This window comes from Moritella sp. Urea-trap-13 (assembly GCF_002836355.1).
Taxonomy (GTDB): Bacteria; Pseudomonadota; Gammaproteobacteria; order Enterobacterales; family Moritellaceae; genus Moritella.
This window is the reverse complement of sequence record NZ_PJCA01000027.1, coordinates 221,389-245,443: the sequence shown is the minus strand read 5'-3', so window position 1 is coordinate 245,443 and position 24,055 is coordinate 221,389. Positions and strand designations below refer to the sequence as shown.

Sequence of the window (24,055 nt, the reverse complement as noted above, 5' to 3'; positions counted from 1 at the left end):
AGCAATAGGCTAAATTAATCACTACCTGAAACAGTGTTATATCGAATTAATTTTTTGCATAACGTTCGCAAAAGTTGTTGCTCATCAGACGCTAAAGGAGAGAAATAGTCAGCCGTTATTTGCTCTAAACAATGACTCGCTTGCTCTTTGGTCTCCATGCCCTTTTCAGTCAAACCGATATATCTGGCTTTTTTGTTCAGTTCATTTTTATGTACTTCAATAAGACCTCGTTTAATTACATGGTCTACTAAACGCTTTGTCACCGAGCGTTCGCGGTGTAGAGCATCGGATAATGCTTGCTGAGGGACGATCCCCAAGTGTGCGAGCACGCGAAGCAAGCCTAGCATTTCGAGTGTAATATCAAATTCAGTAGTTAATTTTTGATTCGCTTGCGTACGAAATTGTTTACTGGCAAGCCCCAGCATAAACGAGGTGCTTTCATCCAATTCAGGAATGTTGGTGATTTCTTTGCTCATTATTATCTCGAGAACGTGTTAGTTGATGAAAAATAAAAAGGATGCTCAAGGTTACTGTAAGCTCCCATGCTCGTAGATATGTATTTTCTAATCCCAGTGTTGTATTACCGATATACAACTGAATAGGCAACATCGTAGCTAATAATACATCAGCATGAAGATCACGAGAAGGACCTTCCGATGTGATCATACATTTAGTAATTATAAATACTAACGTACCTAAACCTAATGCATAAAAAATAATCGTGTTTTGATGACCTGCCATCATGATGGTAAAGATAGCTGCAATGGCACAACCGCCAATTTGGCTAATAAAACGCAAGAGGACAACAGATTTAAATTTATCACGAGTAAATTGGATTGAAGCCGCGATCACAGGCACCATACAGAAAGTGGCAGAAAGTAAGTCGACAATCATCAGAAATGCAAGTCCACCACCAATTAGGCCCCCTGATACAAAACGATGTTGATAAGTAATAATTTGTTTTTTGAATGCAGGTGGTTTAGCCACTTTATCAAAAGGAAATAAAGTCACCATTGTCTTTGCAACGACCGCCGTAATCATCATAGAGATAAGGATCTCATGAATACGCATCGTCATATCAAAACTGCCTTGCTGTGAAAACACGACAATTAATATCCAGTTAAAAGTAGGCATTAGCATACCGCCCAACTTAATTGGCGTATCAGCACGGCGGCGCATTGTATCAAAAAACACTAAACTTATAGTCCAGATGATAAATGGGTGATCATAAAAAATTTCAGAAATGGCCAAGGCGCAGGCTGCAGCCAACAGTGTAGGCAAAAACATCTTTCCTATCCCTTGCCATGAAAAATCTTTACCCTTAGTCATCAGAATCGTTGGGTAAAGCGCTAAATATACCGGTGAATCAAGATCGAAAAATTTACCCATCAACATGCATAATGTAATAGTCAATGTCACTCTCAAGGTTGCATTAACATCTGAATTTTTAATCAACATATTGTCACCTCCGATTATTTAGTAGATATATCTGAACCAAGCCACTAACTTTATCCATGTGTAGCCAATAGTGTCGATGATGGTATTGCCGTTACTGACAATGACACTCGCCCGAGAGCCTGCGATTAAAGCCGTATTTGCATCTTTGATATGAATTCGAGTTCGGATCTTTTGCTGTTCACGGATCCAACGGGAATCATTCGTGACGGCTGATAGTTGACTTGTTGAAGTCGATGAATCAAAAATAGCCCGATCTTGATTGGTGATCTGCCCAGAAAAAACCTGTCCCGGGATCGCATCAAATGTGATCCATACATTAGCACCAGCCTGTAAATGAACGATCCCTTTTTCATTAAAATCAGCACTTAGCCACGTACTTTCTTCGTTAATCATAAATAATGACACGCTGCCTTTATTCACATAACTTCCTGACTGTAATTGCAAATTGCTAATAGTGCCTGAGAATTGAGCGGTAACATTGGTACGAATAAGATCGAGTTTTGCTTTTGCTAGTGCTGTTTCAGCTATCTCAATCGCTGAACTTTTATTTTTATTAGAAAGCTCAGCTTTAATGCGTAAAACTTCAGCATTTGCAGCTTCCACAGCACTTTTGGCAATGCTGGCATTCATATGACTCTCATCAAAATCTTGTTCGTTGAGCAGGCCTTTACTGAGTAATCTCTGACTACGAGCGTACTTAGTTTGTGCATTATCCCATTCGAGATTACGTTGAATAAGACTTTGACTTGCAGATTTCAGCTCTTGCCATTTAGCCGAATCTAATTCTTGGGCGCTATGCAGTTCCGCTTCTGCTGACTGCACATCCAGTTGGTAGTTCTGACTGTTTATACTAAATAATTTATCGCCGGCTTTAACATCTTGGCCATTCTTTATATTGACCTCGGTGATAACACCAGACACTTCAGGTGCAATATTCGCGATTGTTTTGTGTATCGTCGCTTGCGTGGTAAAAGGCGATATATTATCTGAAGTAATCAAAAAAATGGAGAAGCCTACCGTGATAAAACACACTGCATATATTATAAATTTATAAATTGAACTTTTCAATATTGTTACCCGTACAACAAAAACATGTACTCAGCATACTCTTTTTTGTTGTATGTGCAACTAAAAATGATTGAATGTATTTTATGTTGTGATTGTCTTGCTAACTGTATACAGATTCAGGAGTGCAATTAAATTAAACTCAAATGCAAGTGAATATCATTAAGATTTGTAACCGTTTGTATTTTTCTATCATGAATCACATTACAGAGACACTGAAACACGAATAACTACTTCTTAACTAATTGTTATTATAAGATAATCCATAAAACATAAATATGTTTATAGATCCAATAACCAACCTGCTGCTATATCCCTTCTATAACGATAAATTATTAACGAGTTATTTTAACCATGATGTTCTGTAGAAAATTATTATTAGTTACCTTTGCCCTATTCGCTCTGTCTAGTTGTGCAACTGCCCCGAATCAAAATCAGCCGATGACGACGATCAGCAGCGATACCTTTGATAACGGGTTCTTTTATGCCATTCACTCTAAGCCACAAAGCGCTGATAAAATTGAGCTACGCTTGATGATAAAATCAGGGTCGTTAAGTGAAACCAATGCACAGTCAGGGTACGCGCACCTACTTGAACACATGGCCTTTAATGGTACAAAACACTACCCTAAATTAAAAATTGACGAGTTATTTGAAAAGTCGGGATTAGTTGTCGGTAATGATATTAATGCCTATACCTCGTTTGATGAAACGGTTTATACCTTGTCTATCCCTAAAGCTAATAAGCAGTTACTGGCTGATGTGCTGTTGTATTTCCGCGATATTTTAACTGATATCGAATTGGAACAAGGCGAATTGGATAAAGAGAAAGGCGTGGTAGAAAATGAGTACCATCTAAGTACCCAACAAGAACAATCTTATAACTATGCATTGTTTCGTGACTATATCAAAGACAGTGAATACGAAAACCGCTTACCAATCGGCACAATTGAAAGTATTAAAAACAGTACAGTTACCTCTGTTAACGAATTTTACACAGCTTGGTATCGCCCGAACAATGCCAAATTATTGATAACCGGTGATGTCGATAGTGAGCACGCAGCGCAACTGATCACAGAGTTGTTTGCCAGCATCGAGAAATCAACAAACGACACTAAACAACCGGTATTAACGCCACCAGCATTTAAAACTCAGACACAGGCTTACAGCAGTAAAGTAATTGATTATTCACAAACAGACCTGTACTTCGAAGTGCCTAAATTAGCAATTACCGACAGCCAAGATCTCAGTCAGGCTTTCAAATTAGATATGCTAAACATGCTGTTCAATTATCGTTTGGATGCGACCAACGGCCAACGCGAAGGCGCCTTCAATCATGTCGGCATTTTCTATGATGTTTTGTTAGGTGATAAAGCGGTCGAAAATATTTCAGTAAGCCATCAAAAAAATGAAAGCCAACAAGCGGTTGAATTTATTGCCCAAGAGCTAGCTCGCATCCAGCAATACGGGTTCAGCCAAGCTGAATTTGACCTGCAATTAGCGCAGATAAAATCAGATCAAGCCCAGCTTAGCAATCACTACATCAATCAAGACGCGGTGCAATTAGCAGACGCGACGATATCCGCTTGGTCAACCGGAAATATGGAATTCACCTTGGAGCTTGAGCAGCAGGCCTATCAGTTATTATTGAGTACGGTCAGCCTTGAAGAACTTAATCAATTAGCCAATGATCTTATCGGCAGCCCGCGTCAAATGACCTTCGCTACGCCTTATCAAGCACATAAGCCTGATTTGTTAGCAGCCGATAAACTCTTTGCTTATGCCCTTACTCAACCAATTAAAAATATCGTTCTTAACATTGAGACACTTACCTTACCAATCGCTAAAAAAAGCGCAGCAGAAAGTGATATTCTCAGTGAAAGCTTTGATGCCAAACAGCAACTGACACAGTGGCAATTAAGCAATGGTGTGAGTGTGGTGTTACAGCCAGACCACAGTATTAAAAATGCAATTCAGATGAGCTTTACAGCGCCCGGCGGTAGCAATGCATTTACCAAGCAACAGCGCGCTGCCAATTACTTGCTCATCAGCAGTTATTTGAATAGTGGTTTAGAGGGATTATCAGCGCAAACGATAGGCCAAAGGTTTGAACAAGAACGTATCGATATCATGCCAATTGTTGATACTAACGGTCATGGTTTCAACATGTATTCGGTTAATGATCCCAAAAGTTTGGAACTGTTGTTCTCGATGTTATACAGCAGTGTCACCAATGCAAAAGTTAATGAGCATGAATTTGCGTTAGAAAAACAAGCTGCCATTGAATACCAACAAAACAACCTAGCGCTACCGGCAACTGCAACGTGGATAAAAACAGGTAATATTTTATTCCCTCACAATCCGCAGCAGGCACAAATTTCAGTGCAGGAATTAGCGAAGGTAGAGCAGCGTGACATTGAAGCGCTTTATCAAACGCTGTTTAGTAACGCTAATAACTATAAGTTAACTATCGTCGGCGACTTTGATTCGGCGCAATTAAAGCCACTGATATTGCAATATGTGGCGACGTTGCCCAAAGGTAAAGAGAGTAGTTTTGACCACCCTGTTCAATCATTAATAACCCATGCCAGTGTGATTAATGAAACAACCTACCCGCAAGATAATGGTCAGGTATTGTTTTACACTGTCACCGATACCCCCAACCCAAGTATCAAAGCGGTTTATCAGGCCGAGCTCATGCAGGCTATGCTTAGCCAAACGTTAACTAAGATCGTCAGAGAACAATTATCGTTAACCTACTCTCCTTACGTGATGGTTCGCGACCAAGCAGCAGGTCAGGCATTTACTGAAGTAATGATTGAGTTAATCACTAAAGTTGAAGATATCGAAACAACGCAACAGGTTGTCGATGACATAATTGCAGGTTTACTGACTAACGGTATAACCCAAGCACAGCTGGATGAAAACAAAAAAATAATAGCGCAGGATCTGGCTTCTTCATTAAATGAGCCAGCGAGTAAACAATGGCTGTTACACCGAGATCATTTGTTTAATTATCCGTTAGGATCAACTGAAGATGCACCTGCAATATTTGCCAGTATCTCGGTAGCAGACATGAACCAGTTTATTCGCGTCTACTTAGATCCAAGTAAAACCATGCGCTTGACTAACAGACCGCAACAATAAGCACGATTAATGAATCAACACATCACCCTAGCTGAACAAGCTACATATAGGTTAAATAGGCTACTTGGTGATGTGTTCGACTCTGCGAGTAAACCCTACCGATATGATTAAACAATAATTTCCACGCGATTCCATTCTGGATCTAATACTACACATTCATAATAACCATCGCCGGTTCGACGTGGACCATCGAGCACCTCATAACCATTAGCGCGAAAGTTAGCGGCCATTGCATCCACCTTTGCCTCTGACCCGACAGCAAAAGCGATATGAGCGAGTCCGGTGAGCTGTGGGAATACATCGGCTGCAGATATCAACACAGAATCCATTTGCATCAACTCAATACGAGGTCCATCGGGCAGGGTCAGAAAATAAGAGCGGAAACCTTTGCTCGGGTTTTCGTATTTGTCATTACTTTTAGCATTAAAGAAGTGGGTGTAAAAATGTTTCATCTCTTCCAAATTTTTGCACCAAATCGCGACATGTTCAATTCTCATTTTACTTCCCCACGTAGCTGCTTTTCCAGTTCTGAAAATGACATAAATTCGTTCATGCTAAAGATAGCTTCGATTTCAACAGCACTCCTGCTAGTTTGCAGACGAGACTGGTAATACTCGGCTAGTGCATTGCTTGATGCATGATCTGATGTAATGCCTGATGTGTTTTGAAAGAGTTTTTTGATTGCTTCTAGCATGTTCATACCTCTGTTTTTTTAAGCGCTTACGCTTTGTTTAAACTATGAGGTAAGTATCCTCCAATAATAGGAAGCAAAAAACAGAGTGAATAATATTATTTAGTTCCGGTTAAAGTAGTGACCTTGCTAATAAGTCCTTTTAAATCCAGTTCACACCCTAAACGAGGACGTTATTATGATTGCGCGGTGCCTGTTTTATGCGTATACGCTCAGTTAAGCGGTGAAGCTTAATATCATCAAGTTGCTAGATCGGCATGCCGAGATAATAAATCGCTTTAATCTACATATCTAAAATAAGTTCCCCCTCTTATACCTCCAACTGCATATAGCTAATTGTAATAACAATCAATTAATTATCAGATAAAAAATCTACCTACAATTCAAGTTGTGCTATATCCATCTAGTTTTTGTGAATTTTGGTATGAGATTATGCGCCTAAATTAAGTTGCCTTTTATCATATTGTTACAGGGGGAATTATCTATATTTATATACGATTAAAATAACAAAAACTCACATATCATGTGTCAATAAAGAGGGATTTTGGAAATGAATAACATCAAAAAATTTGTACTTTCTGCTATTACAGTGGCTATTATTATGCCTTCTGCGCTTGCTTGTACCAGTGTGATGGTCGGTAAAGATGCATCTGAAAATGGTTCGGTTATTATCTCGCGTAATGAAGATTTTTCTTCTAATAACTGGGCTAAACATATGAAGATTTACCCAGCTAAAGCGTATAAAGAAGGCGCTACAATCACGCTATCGACAGGCTTAAATATACCAGCACCGGCAAAAACATTACGTTATACAGCAATGATTGATTGGGATGGATTTAGTTATAAAACACCCGACAATGGTAAAGTATATGAGCAACGCGGCGTTAACGAAATGAATGTGGCAATGACTGCAACCAACAGTGCCGAAATCAATAAACGAGCTTTGCAAGCTGATCCGCATACAGACGGTATTGTTGAACAAAATATGGTGGGTATTGTGCTTGGGCAGGCAACATCGGCTAAACATGCGGTACAGATTTTAGCTGATTATATTAAGCTATATGGTGCGGGCGAAGGTTATGGCGTGCAATTTGCTGATTTAGATGAAGCTTGGTATATGGAAGTCGGTGGCGGTCATCAGTGGATTGCAGTCCGAGTACCTGATGATAAATATCTTGTTATCGCCAATGGTCTACGCATTAACGGTGTTGATCTCGATAGCAAAACCGTGATGCACTCTGAAGGTCTGTTTGATACAGTCACGCAGAATAAGTTATTACAGAAACCAGATCGTCATAGTTTTAATTTTGCTAAAGCTTTCGGTAATATTGGCGACTTTTACAATATAGATCGTGAGTGGAATAGCCAGAAAATATTATCCCCTTCAATCAAGCAGAAAACACGGTTAAAACAGTATCCATTATTTTTGTCTCCAGACGATAAAATTTCGATTGAAGATATAGCACAAGTATTGCGCGCAGATTATAAAGGCACTGAATTAGAAACAAAAGGGGTTAGACCAAGCGGAGTAGATCGTAATAGTGAAGCGCACATTATTGAGATGTATAGTGATATGCCAAAAGAACTCGCTGCCGTTATTTGGCAAACACCGAGCAATGTGAAATACAGCCCGTTTATTCCTTTTTACAACGTGATGAAAACAGTACCTGCAGAATATGCCAGTGGCACAGATAACTATGATGATAAATCGTCGTGGTGGAATTTCCGCACACTAGGAACACTGGCGAGCAAGAGTGTGTTGAATGGCAAATATGAGGAGGTAGTAAATGAAACGTGGCGAGATCTAGAATCGCAATTTACCACATCTTTGCCTTTTGTTAACAACATGCTTAAAACGATGTACAAACAAGATGCGAATTTGGCGATCAACTTTGCCAGTGATTATTCTTATGGTTCATTGCAAACGACCTTGGATAAAGCGAGTCAATTGAAATCGGCATTGATGACTGAACTTACCCATAGTACTGAGAAGAAATACGATCCAGAAGAATTTAAGAAGATCTCTAATTTATAAGCTTAACGGCTGAATAAATTGGTAATAACAACATGTGGCGATGTAATCCTTATGCTTCATCACCACATGCTCGATTCTTACTTCTCCCCTCACTTTGTTGATCGTTCTGCTCATTGAATGGCATTATTTAGTTCCTTATTAAGTCATAATCTTGGTTATAATAGCTTTAAACCCTGCTTACGTACTAAACGAGGAAATAACGATGACGCGGTGGCTATTTTGAATAACGATAAGAAAATTCTGCACTTTTCTCGGTTAACTAAGCTGGGTGCGAAACAAGCAATAGCAATTACCTTGCAGGAAGTGGCTGAGGTCATGTTCACCAGTACCCGACATTGTCGCACCTTGTTAAACGAGCTGCGAGATTTAGGCTGGTTAGAATGGACCCCAAAGGCCGGGCGTAATCAACGTTCTCGACTTTACCTTGTCTATACACTTGATGAGCTGAAGGCAGAACTAGCGCAGCAGATGATAGCAGTTGGTAAATATGAAAAGGCGCTGGCGTTTATCGATCACGATCAGCAGCTGTTTGGCCAATTGCTGCAAAACACATCGGGCGCGGTACAACGTGAAGGTCGGTTACATATTCAGTTAACTTATGGGCGTTCTTTTGCGGCTCTGCTGCCGCATATCGCACTAAGAAACAGCGAGCGTTTTCTGCTACGTCAGGTGTATTGCTGTTTGGTACAGTGTGATAAAGATGGCATTATCACCCCGCAACTGGCTCATCATTGGGTTTACAACGCAGAGTTACAGCGCTGGCGATTCTATTTGCGCCCAGCACTGACTTTCCATGATGGCAGCGCGATTAACGCCGAGAAGATTGCCGAGTTATTTAATCGTTTAAAACAACTGGCGACATACCAAACTGAGTTAGCGCATGTCAGTCATATCACGGCGATAAACCCACTGTGCATTGATTTTCAATTAGACCAACCCGATCCAGGGTTTGCTGGCCTGCTTGCTGATGTGAAATATTCGATTCAGCCCTGCTTTCAGCTACAGTTACAACCTCACCCGAACTCTAACCCGAATTCTAACCCAAACTCTCAGTTTAATACCGCGAATGCTATTGTTGGCAGTGGTGCATTCAGAGTGCAAGAGCATACGCAGCAGTATTTACGCTTACAGGCCTACGATAACTATTATAGTCATCGCGCACTCACCGATACAGTGACAATTTGGCAGGTGTCATCACCGCAAACGGACTTACCTTGCACCACGGAAATACAGGCGAATGTGGTACAAAAAACCAGTCAAATCCGTTCAAACTATGCAACGAACAGCCTTGAGCAAGAAAATCGCAGTCTTAAACAAGAAAATAGTAGCCTTGAGCGAGACATTGACAGCCTTGAGCGGAAAACAAGAAGTGATGAACAGGTAATTGAAAGCGCGCAAAAGAGCAGAATAGAATATGGCTGCTTGCTGGCTATGGTCAACAGCAAAGCCGAGCTTTCTCTGCTGCAACGTAAATACCTAAGCCAACTGCTCGCCGCTGATAAACTGATGGCCGAATTAAAACTATCAGCCAATCCGATTGAAGCTATTCCAGCATACAACCTACTGTCTAGCTGGTTAAAAGTCATCTCGATAGGTACAACACAGCAGCCTTTAGCAAGTAAACTGACCATTGCTATATTCGAGCACCATACGTTGAAGGAATGCGCTCAGGCGATGGTAGCGCTACTTAAGCAGGTGGGTATAAATTGTCAGGTTAACGTCTATGCCTTTGAGGAATTTGTACAAAAAGCCAGTACTAATAGCCTAAGCGAAGACCTGATATTAATCAGTCTGGATTTGGACGACAACCTGCCGACCTCGGTATTTCATTGGATGTTATCGAACTCGATACTCAATCAAAGCTTGTCTGCTGAAGCCAGTACTTGGCTGCAAACAAAGCTTATCAACATTCGCCAACAGCAGCCATTAACCAACTACCTTACCGAATTGGAATCGATTAGCACGGCTATGATCACGGAGCACTGGATGATACCTATGCTCCATCACAGACAAACCCTGTATTTCCAAGGGGTACTCAAAGGCGTATCGATAAATGTCTGGGGCTGGCCTGACATACAAGACGTTTGGTCTGAAGAATTGATTAACATTTAGCGCTGAGATTTAATGTCCTTTGCGTAACCAAACATCGCCACTCCACAGTTCAAAGATGACTTTCCGATGTTGCGCGCCGCCTAAATCATGGTTGGTAATAGTAAAGCCATGTTTTTGTAATAAGTAAGGCGCTATTAATGCGTTCTTACAGGCTATTTGTTGGCATGAGAATGACTTAAAACACTTACTGTAATTCGGTGTACAGGGCGGAGTGTCTGTTATTTTTGAAAACATATTGCCGCCACCAAATATTTTGGTCTGATATTCAGATGGCAAGGTACCAGCAGCTTTAATATCCTGCAAAAACATTTTCATTGCATCTTCAGCATACTTACCATTGAGCTCCAAAGGATCTGTTCTGAACGGAGTGGAAGGCAACATATAATGGCACATCCCACCAATTAATTTTTGCGGATGCCAAAGCGTGATAGCAACACATGAGCCTAATAAAGTGCTGATGCGCGCCTGTTTATCACCGAAATAAAACTCACCAGGCAATAAAAACACATCAATTTTGTCGTTGTCATTGTTCATGATTTCATAAATATAGAGGGTTGCACTATTTTTAATCGGTTACTAATACCCACTAAACTTTCTGAATGGCTGACAAACAGATAGCCGCCCGGTTTGAGCAAATCGAGTATCTTATTAACCACGTGAATTCTCGTATCATTATCAAAATAGATCATCACATTACGTAAAAAAATCACGTCGAACTTACCGATGTCTGGTAAGGCATTAATAAGGTTAATTTGTTTAAACTGTATTCTATCCCGTAATGCTTTCTGGATAAGAAACGTGCCTTCTTGTGTGCCTAAACCTTTTAAGCAATATTTGTGTAATAACTGTTTTGAAATATTGTGAGCACGCTCTAGTGCATAATGACCGGAGCGTGCTTTGCCTAGTACTTGCAGATTGATATCCGATGCAACTATCTGCCATGGCGTAGTGCCTAGCCCTTCAGCTAAAGTCATTGCTAGGGTATAAGGTTCCTCTCCCGTTGAACTGGCTGCGCACCAAAGGCGAAAGTTTTGTCCTTTGCACGCCTCTGTTAATAATTTATTTTTAAGAAATTCAAAGTGCCTAGGTTCACGAAAAAAATAAGTTTCGTTAGTGGTTAATAGATCGACGGCCATTTGCGCTTCAACGTGCTCATTTGGGCTTGTTATCATCTTAAAATAAGCCGCATAACTACCTAAATTATAATGCTTTAAACGACAGGCTAAACGACCTTCAACTAATTTCATTTTCGTTTCTTTAAGGTCTATCCCGGCGATATTGTGCAACCAAAGCTTGAATTTTTTAAACTCAGCAGCATTAATAGATATAGGATGATAATTCATTGTATTGGTACTTAATTTATTAAAAAAGTGAAGTCACTTATGATGACTGAGAATCAACGCATGAATAGCGGTAAAGCTGCGCGGGCAAAATAAACCCTGTACGCGCAGCATAATAAAGCCTTTTAAATAGGCTATTCGACCAGGTTTATATCCAGCACAGGTTCACCTCCTACGCTTGCTAATGAACTCATTTCATTAACCGATAGCACTCTGCTAATATCGAGGATAATCACAAAATCGTCGTTCACTTTACCCATTCCGCTAATAAAATCAGCGCGAATGTTGGTGCCAAAGCGTGGTGCTGGCTCAATATCTGTCGGTAGTATTTCCAGCACTTCAGAGACAGAATCAACAATAATGCCAATATCCATTTTTTCGTTATCATTGACGGTTTCAATAATCACGATACAACTTCTACGTGTTGGTACTGCCGTCTCTCGACCAAAGCGAGCAGATAAATCGATAACAGGTACAACCGCGCCGCGAATATTAATAACACCGCTTATAAACTTAGGCATCAGTGGTACTGTAGTAAGGTTCGCATACTCAATTATTTCTTTAATCCCGAGGATACCAATAGCAAACATCTCTCCTCGCTGCAGAAAAGTGAGGTATTGACCACTCTCCTCCATAGCGGAAAAAGCATTTTCTTGTGCTGCCATTTTTTTCAGGGTTCCAGATTGAACTAATGAACTCATTGTCACAACTCCTTAAAACTTGGCAAATTCAGACTCATCTAAAGCGTTATTCATTGCTGCAGGTACAGCGGTTCTCACTGATGCTCTAGGCAGACTCGCTGAGGTTTGTGAAAAACGATTAAAAGCCTTAGAAGAATGACCTGTTTGTGCCGTAATTTTAAAGAAGTCCATAACGGATTGCAGTTGCTGCGCTTGACTACTCATCTCCTCTGCAGTTGCTGAAAGCTCTTCACTGCTTGATGCATTTTGCTGAGTGATGGTATTTAATTGACCCATGGCACTGTTAATTTGACCCACACCTTCTGATTGCTCTTCAGATGCAGCACTGATTTCCTGTACCAAGTCAGATGTTTTATTAATTGATGGTACGATTTGCCCCAATAGTTGGCCCGCCGTTTCCGCTAATGTCACACTACTTGAAGCAACAGAACCTATTTCTTGTGCTGCTACTTGGCTGCGTTCTGCCAGTTTTCGTACTTCGGCTGCGACAACAGCAAAACCTTTACCGTGCTCACCGGCTCTAGCCGCTTCAATCGCTGCATTAAGGGCTAATAAGTTAGTTTGGTAGGCAATGTCATCAATAATACCGATTTTCTCAGCAATTTGTTTCATTGCTGAAACAGTTTGTTTAACGGCTTCACCCCCTTCAACAGCTTCTTTAGCTGCTTGCGATGCCATGCCATCGGTCACTTTCGCATTTTCGGTGTTTTGCGTAATGGATGCTGTCATCTGTTCCATTGAAGCACTGGTTTCTTCAACACTTGATGCTTGCTCATTTGAAGATGAACTCATTGATTGCGCTGTCGCACTCACTTCTTCAGATGCACTGGCAAGGCTATTTGAGGTACCGCGAACTTCAGTAATAATGCTTGATAGTTTTTCGACCATCACCATCATAGCCCGTAGTAGTTGCCCTGTTTCATCATTACTTGTCACTACGATCTTAGAGGTTAAATCACCTTCCGCTAATTGATTGGCAACCGTTACCGCTTCACGGATTGGACCGGTAATAACACGTGTTATCAATAATGCTAAAATAATGCCTAAAATAACTGCAATAGAGCTCACTATAATGACTAATTCTTTAGCCTGCTCATTTGATTCATTTTGTTCAGAACCCAAGATATCAAGTTCATCTTTAAGGCTTAATTTAATATCATCCACTGATTTAGCGACATCTCTGCCTGCAGCAGCGACGCTAGCTTGAAGCTCATCACGCTCAAAGCTAACCGAAACAATTTTCTTGAAAGCCGCGAGGTATTGATTACTATCTTCTCCGAGCTTGACTGCTAAAGCGAGATGTTGTTCATTACTTAGTTCTTGTTTTAGCTCAGCAATAACCTCCTGATAAGCAGAAAACTCTTTACGCGCTCTATCCAGCGTCGTTTGCTCATGACTTTTTAAAAATTGAGTGATCGCCAACCTAGCTAATAATAAATGGCGTGTTGCACGCGCCGCATCATAAGCACTGTCCATATTACCATCTGCTTTAGTACCCGTTAAAATAGCTGAGATGTCTATTATACTTTGCGAACCCACTTGTTTCAGCACGCCGTTAAGCAGTTCTTTGCTGTGGTTCACGTTTGTTATAATATTGCTAAAGATGGTGTCATACTTTTGTATCTGAACTTCGATCTCAGCAAACGTGGCTTTATCATCTTTGTGCTGAGTAAATTTTTTCGCTTCAGCAACCAGTTCTTGAAGCTTTGACGATTGTACTTGTTGGCTGGCAAGCGAGTCTTTACTTGTAGTATGAATATAATCTAATGCAGACATGCGCATGCCCACTAAGAGTGACTGAATCCCACCAGCATTGTCGTTAGTCGTGGCTTCCGAAGCATAAGTCTTTAAGCCGGAAGAGGCACGATTTAAGGCATTGTAAGAGATCGCTGCGGTGATAACGAGCAGTAGCAATATTAAGCCAAAGCCAACGCCTAAACGCATTCCAATTTTCATATTTTTAAACATATTTATTACCTGCTAATTTCAATTATGAATTTAAATCTGTTAATTAATCTTTAACTGTATTGAATGGCTGTATTCATGAAATTTGTTTTAATTCATGATGTTCAGCATCTTGAACCAGTTGCTGAACATCGAGGATCAGTGCGACCTCACCACTTCCGAGTATGGTCGAACCACCTATACCTCTAATTTCACTAAACAGTTTCCCAAGGGGTTTGATCACGGTTTGAAACTCCCCCATCAATTGATCAACAACCAGTCCCGCTTTTCGGCCGGCATAATGCACCACCACTATGTTAGCCCGTGCATCTTGCTTATTTTCTACCGCTGGGTACTTGAAATGCTCGGTTAATTTCACCAGCGGTAATGCTTCGCCACGCAAGTTAAAGTAGTTGCTATCGTGCTTATAATTACCTGGGATTTGATTAAAATCGGTATATTCCACACATTCAATAACCATATCCAGAGGCACCACATAGGAGTCACCTTTTACCCCCACTTGGAAACCATCAATAATAGCCAGAGTCAGCGGTAAGCGAATACGTACAACCGTGCCCTCGCCCTCTTCACTTTCTAAATCAATAGAGCCGCGCAATGCCAGAATATTACGTTTAACCACATCCATGCCTACACCGCGACCGGAAATGTTAGAGACGGAATCAGCGGTTGAAAAACCCGGATGAAAAATCAAGTTATGAATGTCATCGTCACTAAGCACTTGCTCTGCGTCGACAATGCCTTTGGCAATCGCCTTCTCTAATAACAACGCTTTGTTAAGTCCTTTGCCATCATCACTTATTTCAATCACAATACTGCCTGAATCATGGTAAGCATTGAGATGAATTTTACCTTGGGGATCTTTACCTGCTGCAATACGTTGTTCTTGCTTTTCGAGGCCATGGTCTAACGAATTTCGTACTAAGTGCATTAACGGGTCGCCTATTTTTTCGACGACCATCTTGTCAAGTTCAGTCTCAGCCCCGGTGATAACCAGCTCAATGCTTTTCTCAAGTTGCCCGCTGACATCTCTTACTACCCGCTGGAAACGGTGAAATGAGTCACCAATCGGCACCATGCGTAAACTTAATGCGTTATTACGAATACTGTCGACTAAGCCATCGACAATACCACTGGCTTCTTCAAGCTCAGTTTGGTTGGATTTATTCGCCAACAAAGAGGCGGATGCACTGGCAATAACCAGCTCTCCGACCATATTGATAAGCTCATCAAGTTTGTCTGAATTAACCCGCACAATATGTGATTCGGCATTTTTTTTAGCCCGCACATGCTGCTGTTTTTCAACTGCCGCCCCGACAACCTCTTGAGCAACAACACCTTGATTAATTAAAATTTCGCCTAACACAGTTGCCTGGCCAGCATCATCGTGTAACTGCTGAGTGTCTAGGGCGCTGTTTAATTCTTTTTTGGTTAACACATCACTTTTAACTAAGATTTCCCCCAACAATTGATCTTCCTCGGGTAATTCTTGGATCAGTTTAATGTAACGACTAATGGCACTATTGGGTGGAATAATCCGTATATCACAGTCTTCTTGTACAAACTCAAAAACAGATTCAATCTCTTCTTTGCTGCAGTCTGAGGTTAAGGATATTTCAAAGCCCAGATAGCAAGCTTCGGGATCAATATCCTTTAATGCGGGGATTTTTTCGGGTAACACGGTAAGATGAGTAATGCGGCCAATTTGCTGTAAATATTTAACAAATGAGATAGGATCCATGCCTTGCTTAAACACATCAACGCCAAAACGTAAGGATATATGCCAGTTATTATTCGCCGTCACTTGCTCATCACTACTTAAGATCTCAACTCTGTTTACAGATACGGCGCTTATCATCTCTGCGGGGGCTTGCTGCATGAACCCATTGAGTTGTGAAATTAACTCACTACTCGTTGCTAATAACGCGGTACAAACCTGACCATCATTAGCAATCACTTCATTCACAAGCACAGACATATGATCGCCAGACTTGAGTAATACTTCGATAATTGTTTTAGTAATGACTATTTCACTGTCGCGAATTTTATCCAGTAAACTTTCAGCAACATGGGTGAAGGTAACCACATCATCAAAACCAAAGACCCCCGACGTACCTTTAATCGTGTGCGCGGCTCTAAAAACCGCGTTGATCGACTCCATATCATCTGGGTTACTTTCCAAATGCAATAAGGCATCTTCCATGGCGGCCAATAGCTCTTCAGCTTCAACTAAAAAAACTTGTTTAACGGCATCCAGATCACTACTCATGTTAAATTCCTGTTGTGATTATTACCTGTTCAAATACTGTAACGCAGTGCCGCATCTATTGCGGGCGACCTTAATTCTTAATGTTCTCGTTTTTACAGTACAACCGGATCGCCGAAAAACTGGGTCATATTAAACAACGCCAAAAGGGCAATCACCTCACGGCTGTGTGCGGTATATATCATTGATTTTTTTTGTTTAAGGGCATCACGTTTAAGTGCTACCATCAGCTGTAATCCAGCGCAGTCTATTTCTGTAACCTGAGATAAATTGACTTCAATTTTTTGATGTTGCGTTAAAGCCGTTGCAAATAGCACTTGTATTTCCAACGCTTCATAAATGGTCAAATTTTCAGGTGTTAATACGGTGTGTTTCTCACTCTCTGTATTCATATTCTGAGCATCCTCGCAATCCTATGGAAGTATCAACTTGGCAACCGCCGTTAACATCTGTTCCGGCTTAAAGGGTTTGACGACCCAAGCTTTAACTCCCGCAGCTCGGCCTCGGTCCTTCATCGCACTGCCCGCTTCCGTGGTTAGCATGATCACAGGGGTAAATTTGTAGCGAGGTAATTTTTTCATGGCGGTGACAAAAGTAAGACCATCCATAATCGGCATATTGACATCACTCACCACTAAATTGATTTTGGTGCCATCACACTTTGCTAATGCTTCTTGACCATTAGCTGCCTGGATAACCGTGTAACCTTTACTCTGCAGAGATATTGCAACCACTTGTCTTAGTGAAGTGGAATCATCAACAACTAAAATTGTTGCCATATTATTGTCCTTTAAACTATCTAAATATGTTGTACTAAGCAGCGCGGTAAAATGCCCACATAGCCGTTATTCTTAATTTTATGATTTACAGACCCGAGCGGTAATAAGCTAAAATCGCACTTGGAAACTGCGCTAAGCTAAGCTCTTTTTCAACCGCACCTCTTTTCATTGCTTCTTTGGGCATGCCATAAACAATACAGCTTTTCTCGCATTCACCTAAGGTGGCACAGCCTGCATCTTTCATCTCTTTTAAGCCGCGGGCACCATCATCGCCCATGCCAGTCAGAATAATACCCAGCGCATTTTTTCCGGCATAACGAGCAACAGAACGAAATAACACATCAACCGAGGGTTTATGCCGGCTCACAAGAGGACCATCCTTAACCGCTATCTTGTATAAAGCACCACAGCGACTAATCAATAGGTGTCGATCGCCTGGGGCAATGTATACATGTCCCGGCAGTATGGTGTCATTGTCCTTAGCTTCGACAACGTCCATTTCACAAAGGCTATTGAGACGAGCAGCAAAAGCCTCGGTAAAGGCGACTGGCATATGTTGCACAATCACAATGCCGGGTGATACCCGAGGAAGTTGCGTTAAGATGGCTTCAAGCGCCGTCGTACCGCCTGTTGAAGAGCCGATGGCAACAATACGCTCTGTTGTACGTACCATTGCACCTGCATTCGGTAAACTTAACATTGCATCTGCGGTTAATTTCTTGGATACATTTGCTGTTATAGGCTGACATTTAGCTATTTTTGCTTGTGCGGCAGCCAACACGGCGTGAATGATTTCAGCTGCTGATGTACTTAAAAATCCTTTCACACCCAGTTTAGGTTTAGTGACAATTTCAATGGCACCTAAAGACATTGCCTGCATCGTCGTATCTGCTCCTTTTTCAGTTAAGCTTGAACACATAACGACAGGGGTTGGACGCTCCGACATGATTTTTCGCAAGAAAGTGATGCCATCCATTCGCGGCATTTCCACATCCAGAATAATAACGTCAGGCCATTGTTTGTGCATATGGCGCATTGCAAAGATAGGATCCTGCGCAGCCGCACACACTTCCATTTTCGGATGAGCATTTATTATTTGAGTCAATACTTGCCTGACAACCGCAGAGTCATCAACCAGCAATACTTTAATTTTAGGCATAAACAGTTGTCATTTTACCAGCGTCGCCAGTCACTACGTAAGGCACTAAACACACGTTAGAAAAATTCGATCTCATCGCCAGCACCTTCTACTACATCTGATTTTTCAACGGTACTGCTCGCATGTAAACGTCTTTGCTCTGTGGTGGTATAACCTCGGCTCATCTCTGCTAACCAACTGGTTTTATCAATCTTTTCAATTTCATTCGGATTTGCTAACAACAATGAAAAACGGCCTATTTCGCCTTTGGTATGTTCAAGTATTTGCGCTACGCGGTCTTGAAATTGCAAACAAACTAACACATCATTGATTTCATCACGGATCTGCTCACCATGATCTTTTAATAGCCCTGTCGAGTTAGCAAATTGATTGATGATCCGTTCTAATCTTGAGATAACATCATGGATAAGTTGTTGCGCTTCCTTTGATTTTATTTTTTCATCTGCAAGCTGCTTTTCGGTAACATCAACCGTAGAGTCTATCGCGGCACAAATACTCTCCACTTTACCCATCATTTTCTTGCCAGTATCAGCTGAACCCTGCGACAAGGATCTGACTTCTGATGCAACCACTGCAAACCCAAGTCCATGTTCACCAGCACGGGCCGCTTCAATCGCTGCATTTAATGCTAATAAATTAGTTTGACTGGCAATACCTTGCACATCCGTTGCCATGGTTTGTAATTCTTCGGTAAAAACCTGCAGTTGTGTCACTTCACTTAATAGCTCAATTTTTGATGAGAGAATTAATTGAAAATTACTGTTTAATGAATTGAGCTGCGCTTCACTTTGACTCATCACATCTGTGATGCCCTTACCGGAATTATCAGATTCCAATGCCCCCACTTCTTGCAACGTATCTCTTAGTGCTTGCACTATCTCAGAAAAGCGCATGACCAATGCATTAACCGCGTCGGTCGATTGTGCGATCACATCATCAATTTGCCCTTGCCATAGCGGTAAAATCGTTTGGCACAGGTCACTAAATTTATCAAATTTTTGGTCTGCTTGATGATCGTGCGCGACGAGTTCCTCTTCGGCCAGTTTGATCGTAGCCACTAAAGTGCAGTGCTTAACATGAACAAGACGAGCTACGCCAAAGGATGCTGCCATGATCAAAAATGCAAAAATGATTGCAGCGAGTGCCAGCCCCGCTTGCAACAAAAACATGGCTGCTGAAAGAATACCGAGGGTAATGACTGCTGACGTAGATTGGTTAAAAAAAGCTGGCTTGTTGACTGTCATCTATTTTCTCTTTAACTATGCACTGATGATTTGAACCGAAACAATGTCATCAAGCATATCTCGCCGTACATTGGTCATTTCAATTTGTTCAATGGTATAGCCACTCCATTTCTAGAGACACCCCATAAAGGAGGGGGAAAGAAGGGGGGTAAAGGAGAAAATAGTGAAAAACGGGGGGGTGGACTAGCGAAGCCTAAAGGCAAACAATATAATCGGCTTTATAATGAGGGGCTTACAATACGAGTTTGTTAACTGGACAAAACATTGGTTATTTAACGACTACCTTCTTATCAGCCGTAAGCACGCATCTATAACGGTACTGTTTCTGTCACTAATGTTTTGCTTCTATTGTTTATGCGGTGTTTGTTTTGAAATAGGCCCAAGGATTGGTTGATTCATGTTAATAGGATATATGTGTGCTTAATTATAATGAAATAAATAAAATTTTTAATCGAAGTGAAGATACATCGACTTATCTTGATGCACTTTACAATGCCGCAAGCAATAGTTACCTAGGACTATCTCGATTATCAATTATTTTGATTAAAGATGATCAAGCGTCTAATTATTTCATTAGAGATAGGCTTGCTACAGATTGTAATCATGATATTTTTGTAACAAAAATAAATGAAAATAGCGACATTTTAGGCATGATAAAGGCAAAGTCAGCACGGGTGGTTGATGATATAACAAGTTTAACATTAAATTCGAGAACTCTTCACTTATGGAATAATGGCCATCGCAGTAGCTTTTCTTACCCCCTCATATCGAAAGGGAAAACGATTGCCATGGTATTTTTTAATGCCTCTGAATTAGCTTTTTTTTCGAAACGTTCGATACAAAAAGATATGTTGTTTCTATCAAGCCTTATTCATTCTCTGATCGTTCGTCAATTTGAAAATAAATATTTCGTTGATGTCGCCCTAGCCGTCGCCTTAGATATAGGGCATGCCAAGGATCCTGAAACCAAAGAGCATCTCAATAGAATGGAACGTTATAGCTCAAAGCTTGCGTATTTATTAAGTGATAATGAAGAGATTACTCATGAATTTATTCATCGTATCGAGTCTTATGCTACTTTTCACGATATTGGTAAGTATAAAGTTCCCGATAATATTTTATTCAGCAATACCATTTACACCCCTGAAGAGCGGGAAGTAATGAATCTACACTGCACTCATGGCATTGATATTATTAACAATGTACTTAAACATTTCCCTATGAACATGCATAATTCTGTAGAGTTTCGTTTTCTAAAAAATATTATTCTTCATCATCATGAGCATTTCGACGGTAATGGTTACCCGATGGGATTAAAAGGATATGCGATCCCATTGGAAGCGCGAATTGTGATGGTTGCGGATGTGTTTGATGCGTTATTAAGTAAGCGTTTATACAAACCAGCCTGGACTATTGATCATGCAGCTACTTATATGAAAGACAACTCAGGTACTATGTTTGACCCTGATTGCGTCCAAGTTTTACTCGATAATTTACCTGATTTTATTGAAATTTATGAAACCAATTTAGATTAATATCGAGCAACGTTAGATCATCGGAGATTCAACAGTCACCACGACCTCTACGCATGGTTGAGGTTAGGTATATGACAGAATTAGCCTCCCCTCCCCCCCTTCCCACCTCTTAAGGGGGTGTTTATCGAACGTGAGCACAGATACAATTAAAAATTGGAAATTATTGTGCCGCTGAATTATATGCTAAACGGAAAAGTTGGGTCATCCCACTGTATTTAGAGAAGTACTTATGAGCAAAGAAAGACTGTTTACAGAAAGTGAAATTCTACTGTCAACTACTGACTTAGATAGCAACATAAAGTATGCAAATAAAAATTTCTGCGATATAGCTGGGTATTCGCTACATGAAATGCAGGGAAGCACACATAATATAGTGCGCCACCCCGATATGCCCAAAGCCGCATTTAAAGATTTATGGACGTTTGTTCAATCCGGTCAATCTTGGATGGGGCCGGTTAAAAACAGCTGCAAAAATGGGGATTATTACTGGGTTAATGCTTTTGTTACCCCTATAAAAGACTCTCAGGGAAAAATATTTGAATATCAATCTGTTCGAACGCTACCAAGCAGAGACGTAGTCGAACGAGCTTCTCAGGTTTACAAAAAAATTAATGCTGGCACTCCGCCAATACAGTTAAAATTCAGCACTGATTTAACCTTATGGTTTCAGCTGTTTCTTATCCTCTCGTCTGTATTTTCTGCACTAGTTGCAAGCTTTAGCGATCTCAGTTTGTTGCTTAGCCTGCCTATGGTTGTAACATCAGTTCTGTTTACAGGATTGTTTTTTTACTGGCGATTAAAATATAAACTTTTGCTCTGTGAAGCAAAATCAATTTTCAACAATCCATTAATGAGCTTTATCTATTCCGGAAATAATGATGTTATCAGTACAATAAATTTGGCATTGAAAATGCGTAGTGCTGAGCTTAGAGCTGTTGTTGGTAGGGTCTGTGATGTTTCAGAAAACATTACTAAAACGGCTAAAGAATCATCTGAATGCGGTATCAATGTATCAACTATTTTATCACAACAAAACAATGAAACTGATCAGGTCGCAACAGCGATGAACGAAATGTCAGCGACAGTTAGAGAGCTCGCTCAGGTAGTTGAAAATGCAGCCCAAGCATCGCAACAGGGATTAAATATTTGTAATCAAGGACAACAAATTGTCCAGGAAACAATTACCGCCAACAATGGCTTAGCTGAGCAGTTAAGTGAGGTTGAACAAGCTATGGGACGTTTGGTAAATGGAACTAAATTAATTGAAACGGTGTTAAATGAAATTAGTGGCATTGCAGATCAAACTAATTTATTAGCATTAAATGCGGCAATTGAAGCAGCGCGAGCTGGGGAGCAAGGGCGTGGTTTTGCCGTTGTTGCAGACGAAGTTCGTGCATTGGCTATGCGCACTCAACAATCAACAACCGAAATTAATAAATTGTTAGTACAATTACAATCTGAGTCTGGTTTTGCGAATACGACAATGGAAAAAAGCTCTGATCTTTCCGAAATCTGCGTGAAACTGTCCGGGAGAACGGGTGAATCATTGACGAAAATCATTTCCGAAGTGAGTGAGTTAGCTAATCTTAATATACAGATCGCAACAGCAATAGAAGAGCAATCTTTAGTCAGTGAAGAGATTAATCGCAATGTCGTTGCTATTTCAGATATGGCGTCAACCAGTGAGAGACATGGCCATAAATCTGTTGACCTATCAAATGAATTGTTAGATAAACTCGAAGAACAGCAAGCTTTAGTCACACAATTTATCTAAATCTGATTTTGAAAACATCTCGTTAGCCTTAATCGCAGCTTCTCGTCGGTTATTCACGTTAAGTTTCTGATAAATATTTTTCAGATGGCTTTTAACAGTTTCAGTGGAAACAAACAGCTTTCTGGCAATTTCCTTACTCTGTAATCGCTGTGTCAATAACTTCAGGATCGTAAACTCCCGATTCGTCAGTGAATTAAGCAAATCAGTACTGGTTTGTTTTATCACTAAACGCTTGGTAAGTTGATGCTCTTGGTTTATGTCATCGACGTTGGCTGATATTGCTGCCGGAGCTGAATTAGTTTTTCCATCCGGAACTAATTCAGCTTTAGACGGCTCTTTACAGCGATTTCGAAAACCTGATACGACGATATCGGTAACCGCGCTACTCAGATACATTTGCTCAGCCATCACCACAAAAATCGCCTGTATTAGTTCTTCAGGTAAACTTTCTTTAAGTAAGTACCCAGCAGCGCCAGCATCAAGCATACCTTCAACATAATGCTTAGCGGAATGAATAGACAGTGCGATCACTTTACTTTCTGGAGATGTAGCGACAATCTGTTTCGTTGCCTCAATACCATTAAGCTTGGGCATACTAATATCCATCACCACGATATCAGGCTTTAATGCCTTCACCTGCAAGAGTGCTTCTTCACCATTACTTGCTTCTCCAACCACAACAATCTCACTCTCTTCCTGCAACAGAAGCGATATGCCTTTGCGTAATAAAGCGTGATCATCAACTAACAAGATTTTAATCAATTTACTCTCGTTATTATTTTGCATT

20 protein-coding genes are annotated in these 24,055 nt (G+C 40.7%); 5 read left to right on the top strand and 15 right to left on the bottom strand.

The genetic code is table 11. The features are described from left to right. Positions 1-14: 14 nt before the first annotated feature. From CXF93_RS03970 to CXF93_RS03960, 3 genes are read right to left on the bottom strand one after another with little or no spacing between them, the layout of a single operon-like run. The gene (locus CXF93_RS03970) at positions 15-476 is read right to left on the bottom strand and encodes a MarR family winged helix-turn-helix transcriptional regulator (protein ID WP_101061148.1); all 462 of its coding nucleotides are present in this window, start codon (positions 474-476) and stop codon (positions 15-17) included. Continuing rightward, positions 448-1,458, bottom strand: a complete 1,011-nt coding sequence (locus CXF93_RS03965; protein WP_101061147.1) for a DUF2955 domain-containing protein — start codon at positions 1,456-1,458, stop codon at positions 448-450. Before CXF93_RS03965 ends, CXF93_RS03970 begins: the two co-directional genes overlap by 29 nt. A gap of 18 nt (positions 1,459-1,476) precedes the next feature. Beyond that, a complete protein-coding gene (locus tag CXF93_RS03960; protein WP_232784098.1) occupies positions 1,477-2,457 on the bottom strand; it encodes an HlyD family secretion protein in 981 nt (326 codons plus the stop codon). Between the two features lie 420 nt (positions 2,458-2,877). Between CXF93_RS03960 and CXF93_RS03955 the strand changes: the two genes are divergently transcribed. Further along, the gene (locus CXF93_RS03955; RefSeq protein ID WP_101061145.1) at positions 2,878-5,670 is read left to right on the top strand and encodes a pitrilysin family protein; all 2,793 of its coding nucleotides are present in this window, start codon (positions 2,878-2,880) and stop codon (positions 5,668-5,670) included. A gap of 107 nt (positions 5,671-5,777) precedes the next feature. On the opposite strand, the gene CXF93_RS03950 is transcribed toward CXF93_RS03955, so the two are convergent. Next, the gene (locus CXF93_RS03950; protein WP_101061144.1) at positions 5,778-6,167 is read right to left on the bottom strand and encodes a VOC family protein; all 390 of its coding nucleotides are present in this window, start codon (positions 6,165-6,167) and stop codon (positions 5,778-5,780) included. Beyond that, positions 6,164-6,364 (bottom strand): hypothetical protein, encoded by a 201-nt coding sequence (locus CXF93_RS03945; protein ID WP_101061143.1) that lies wholly within the window; start codon positions 6,362-6,364, stop codon positions 6,164-6,166. The genes CXF93_RS03950 and CXF93_RS03945 overlap by 4 nt, the downstream gene beginning before the upstream one ends. 547 nt (positions 6,365-6,911) lie before the next feature. Here CXF93_RS03945 and CXF93_RS03940 point away from each other — a divergent pair. Continuing rightward, entirely contained in the window at positions 6,912-8,396 is a 1,485-nt protein-coding gene (locus CXF93_RS03940; RefSeq protein ID WP_101061142.1) for a C69 family dipeptidase, read from the top strand. A gap of 117 nt (positions 8,397-8,513) precedes the next feature. Next, complete coding sequence (locus tag CXF93_RS03935) at positions 8,514-10,508, top strand: SgrR family transcriptional regulator (RefSeq protein WP_101061141.1); 1,995 nt, start codon at positions 8,514-8,516, stop codon at positions 10,506-10,508. 9 nt (positions 10,509-10,517) lie between these two features. Here CXF93_RS03935 and CXF93_RS03930 read toward each other — a convergent pair whose 3' ends face one another. The 9 genes from CXF93_RS03930 to CXF93_RS22415 all read right to left on the bottom strand — a co-directional run bounded on the left by CXF93_RS03930 (position 10,518) and on the right by CXF93_RS22415 (position 19,959). Continuing rightward, complete coding sequence (locus CXF93_RS03930) at positions 10,518-11,042, bottom strand: chemotaxis protein CheD (protein WP_101061140.1); 525 nt, start codon at positions 11,040-11,042, stop codon at positions 10,518-10,520. Next, positions 11,039-11,851 (bottom strand): protein-glutamate O-methyltransferase CheR, encoded by an 813-nt coding sequence (locus CXF93_RS03925; RefSeq protein WP_101061139.1) that lies wholly within the window; start codon positions 11,849-11,851, stop codon positions 11,039-11,041. Before CXF93_RS03925 ends, CXF93_RS03930 begins: the two co-directional genes overlap by 4 nt. Positions 11,852-11,982: 131 nt before the next feature. Continuing rightward, complete coding sequence (locus CXF93_RS03920; RefSeq protein ID WP_101061138.1) at positions 11,983-12,549, bottom strand: chemotaxis protein CheW; 567 nt, start codon at positions 12,547-12,549, stop codon at positions 11,983-11,985. A gap of 12 nt (positions 12,550-12,561) precedes the next feature. After that, a complete protein-coding gene (locus tag CXF93_RS03915) occupies positions 12,562-14,517 on the bottom strand; it encodes a methyl-accepting chemotaxis protein (protein WP_198551578.1) in 1,956 nt (651 codons plus the stop codon). A gap of 73 nt (positions 14,518-14,590) precedes the next feature. Then, the gene (locus CXF93_RS03910; RefSeq protein WP_101061137.1) at positions 14,591-16,780 is read right to left on the bottom strand and encodes a chemotaxis protein CheA; all 2,190 of its coding nucleotides are present in this window, start codon (positions 16,778-16,780) and stop codon (positions 14,591-14,593) included. Between the two features lie 92 nt (positions 16,781-16,872). Then, positions 16,873-17,169 (bottom strand): lipid asymmetry maintenance protein MlaB, encoded by a 297-nt coding sequence (locus tag CXF93_RS03905; protein ID WP_101061136.1) that lies wholly within the window; start codon positions 17,167-17,169, stop codon positions 16,873-16,875. Positions 17,170-17,190: 21 nt separating this feature from the next. Then, positions 17,191-17,556: a response regulator gene (locus CXF93_RS03900; RefSeq protein WP_101061135.1), complete on the bottom strand. Its 366-nt coding sequence runs from the start codon at positions 17,554-17,556 to the stop codon at positions 17,191-17,193. Between the two features lie 85 nt (positions 17,557-17,641). After that, positions 17,642-18,715, bottom strand: coding sequence for a chemotaxis response regulator protein-glutamate methylesterase (locus CXF93_RS03895; protein WP_101061134.1), 1,074 nt, complete (start codon positions 18,713-18,715; stop codon positions 17,642-17,644). 56 nt (positions 18,716-18,771) lie between these two features. Continuing rightward, on the bottom strand, positions 18,772-19,959 hold the full coding sequence (locus tag CXF93_RS22415; protein ID WP_101061133.1) for a methyl-accepting chemotaxis protein: 1,188 nt from the start codon (positions 19,957-19,959) through the stop codon (positions 18,772-18,774). Positions 19,960-20,375: 416 nt separating this feature from the next. Here CXF93_RS22415 and CXF93_RS03885 point away from each other — a divergent pair, with 416 nt between their 5' ends. Both CXF93_RS03885 and CXF93_RS03880 read left to right on the top strand, forming a co-directional pair. Then, complete coding sequence (locus CXF93_RS03885) at positions 20,376-21,494, top strand: HD-GYP domain-containing protein (RefSeq protein WP_101061132.1); 1,119 nt, start codon at positions 20,376-20,378, stop codon at positions 21,492-21,494. A 229-nt stretch (positions 21,495-21,723) separates the two neighbouring features. Further along, on the top strand, positions 21,724-23,268 hold the full coding sequence (locus tag CXF93_RS03880) for a PAS domain-containing methyl-accepting chemotaxis protein (RefSeq protein ID WP_101061131.1): 1,545 nt from the start codon (positions 21,724-21,726) through the stop codon (positions 23,266-23,268). Here the strand turns inward: CXF93_RS03880 and CXF93_RS03875 are convergent. Beyond that, positions 23,248-24,054 (bottom strand): response regulator transcription factor, encoded by an 807-nt coding sequence (locus CXF93_RS03875; RefSeq protein ID WP_101061130.1) that lies wholly within the window; start codon positions 24,052-24,054, stop codon positions 23,248-23,250. The genes CXF93_RS03880 and CXF93_RS03875 overlap by 21 nt on opposite strands. Between the last annotated feature and the right edge of the window lies 1 nt (position 24,055).

What these genes read in the sequence shown, in the direction of transcription:
- CXF93_RS03940 (WP_101061142.1), top strand. Translation starts at nt 6,912, where the DNA reads ATGAATAACATCAAAAAATTTGTACTTTCTGCTATTACAGTGGCTATT.
- CXF93_RS03910 (WP_101061137.1), bottom strand. Translation starts at nt 16,780, where the DNA reads ATGAGTAGTGATCTGGATGCCGTTAAACAAGTTTTTTTAGTTGAAGCT.
- CXF93_RS03970 (WP_101061148.1), bottom strand. Translation starts at nt 476, where the DNA reads ATGAGCAAAGAAATCACCAACATTCCTGAATTGGATGAAAGCACCTCG.
- CXF93_RS22415 (WP_101061133.1), bottom strand. Translation starts at nt 19,959, where the DNA reads ATGACAGTCAACAAGCCAGCTTTTTTTAACCAATCTACGTCAGCAGTC.
- CXF93_RS03930 (WP_101061140.1), bottom strand. Translation starts at nt 11,042, where the DNA reads ATGAACAATGACAACGACAAAATTGATGTGTTTTTATTGCCTGGTGAG.
- CXF93_RS03895 (WP_101061134.1), bottom strand. Translation starts at nt 18,715, where the DNA reads ATGCCTAAAATTAAAGTATTGCTGGTTGATGACTCTGCGGTTGTCAGG.
- CXF93_RS03915 (WP_198551578.1), bottom strand. Translation starts at nt 14,517, where the DNA reads ATGTTTAAAAATATGAAAATTGGAATGCGTTTAGGCGTTGGCTTTGGC.
- CXF93_RS03905 (WP_101061136.1), bottom strand. Translation starts at nt 17,169, where the DNA reads ATGAATACAGAGAGTGAGAAACACACCGTATTAACACCTGAAAATTTG.
- CXF93_RS03935 (WP_101061141.1), top strand. Translation starts at nt 8,514, where the DNA reads ATGGCATTATTTAGTTCCTTATTAAGTCATAATCTTGGTTATAATAGC.
- CXF93_RS03945 (WP_101061143.1), bottom strand. Translation starts at nt 6,364, where the DNA reads ATGCTAGAAGCAATCAAAAAACTCTTTCAAAACACATCAGGCATTACA.
- CXF93_RS03950 (WP_101061144.1), bottom strand. Translation starts at nt 6,167, where the DNA reads ATGAGAATTGAACATGTCGCGATTTGGTGCAAAAATTTGGAAGAGATG.
- CXF93_RS03925 (WP_101061139.1), bottom strand. Translation starts at nt 11,851, where the DNA reads ATGAATTATCATCCTATATCTATTAATGCTGCTGAGTTTAAAAAATTC.
- CXF93_RS03900 (WP_101061135.1), bottom strand. Translation starts at nt 17,556, where the DNA reads ATGGCAACAATTTTAGTTGTTGATGATTCCACTTCACTAAGACAAGTG.
- CXF93_RS03920 (WP_101061138.1), bottom strand. Translation starts at nt 12,549, where the DNA reads ATGAGTTCATTAGTTCAATCTGGAACCCTGAAAAAAATGGCAGCACAA.
- CXF93_RS03875 (WP_101061130.1), bottom strand. Translation starts at nt 24,054, where the DNA reads ATGCAAAATAATAACGAGAGTAAATTGATTAAAATCTTGTTAGTTGAT.
- CXF93_RS03880 (WP_101061131.1), top strand. Translation starts at nt 21,724, where the DNA reads ATGAGCAAAGAAAGACTGTTTACAGAAAGTGAAATTCTACTGTCAACT.
- CXF93_RS03955 (WP_101061145.1), top strand. Translation starts at nt 2,878, where the DNA reads ATGATGTTCTGTAGAAAATTATTATTAGTTACCTTTGCCCTATTCGCT.
- CXF93_RS03965 (WP_101061147.1), bottom strand. Translation starts at nt 1,458, where the DNA reads ATGTTGATTAAAAATTCAGATGTTAATGCAACCTTGAGAGTGACATTG.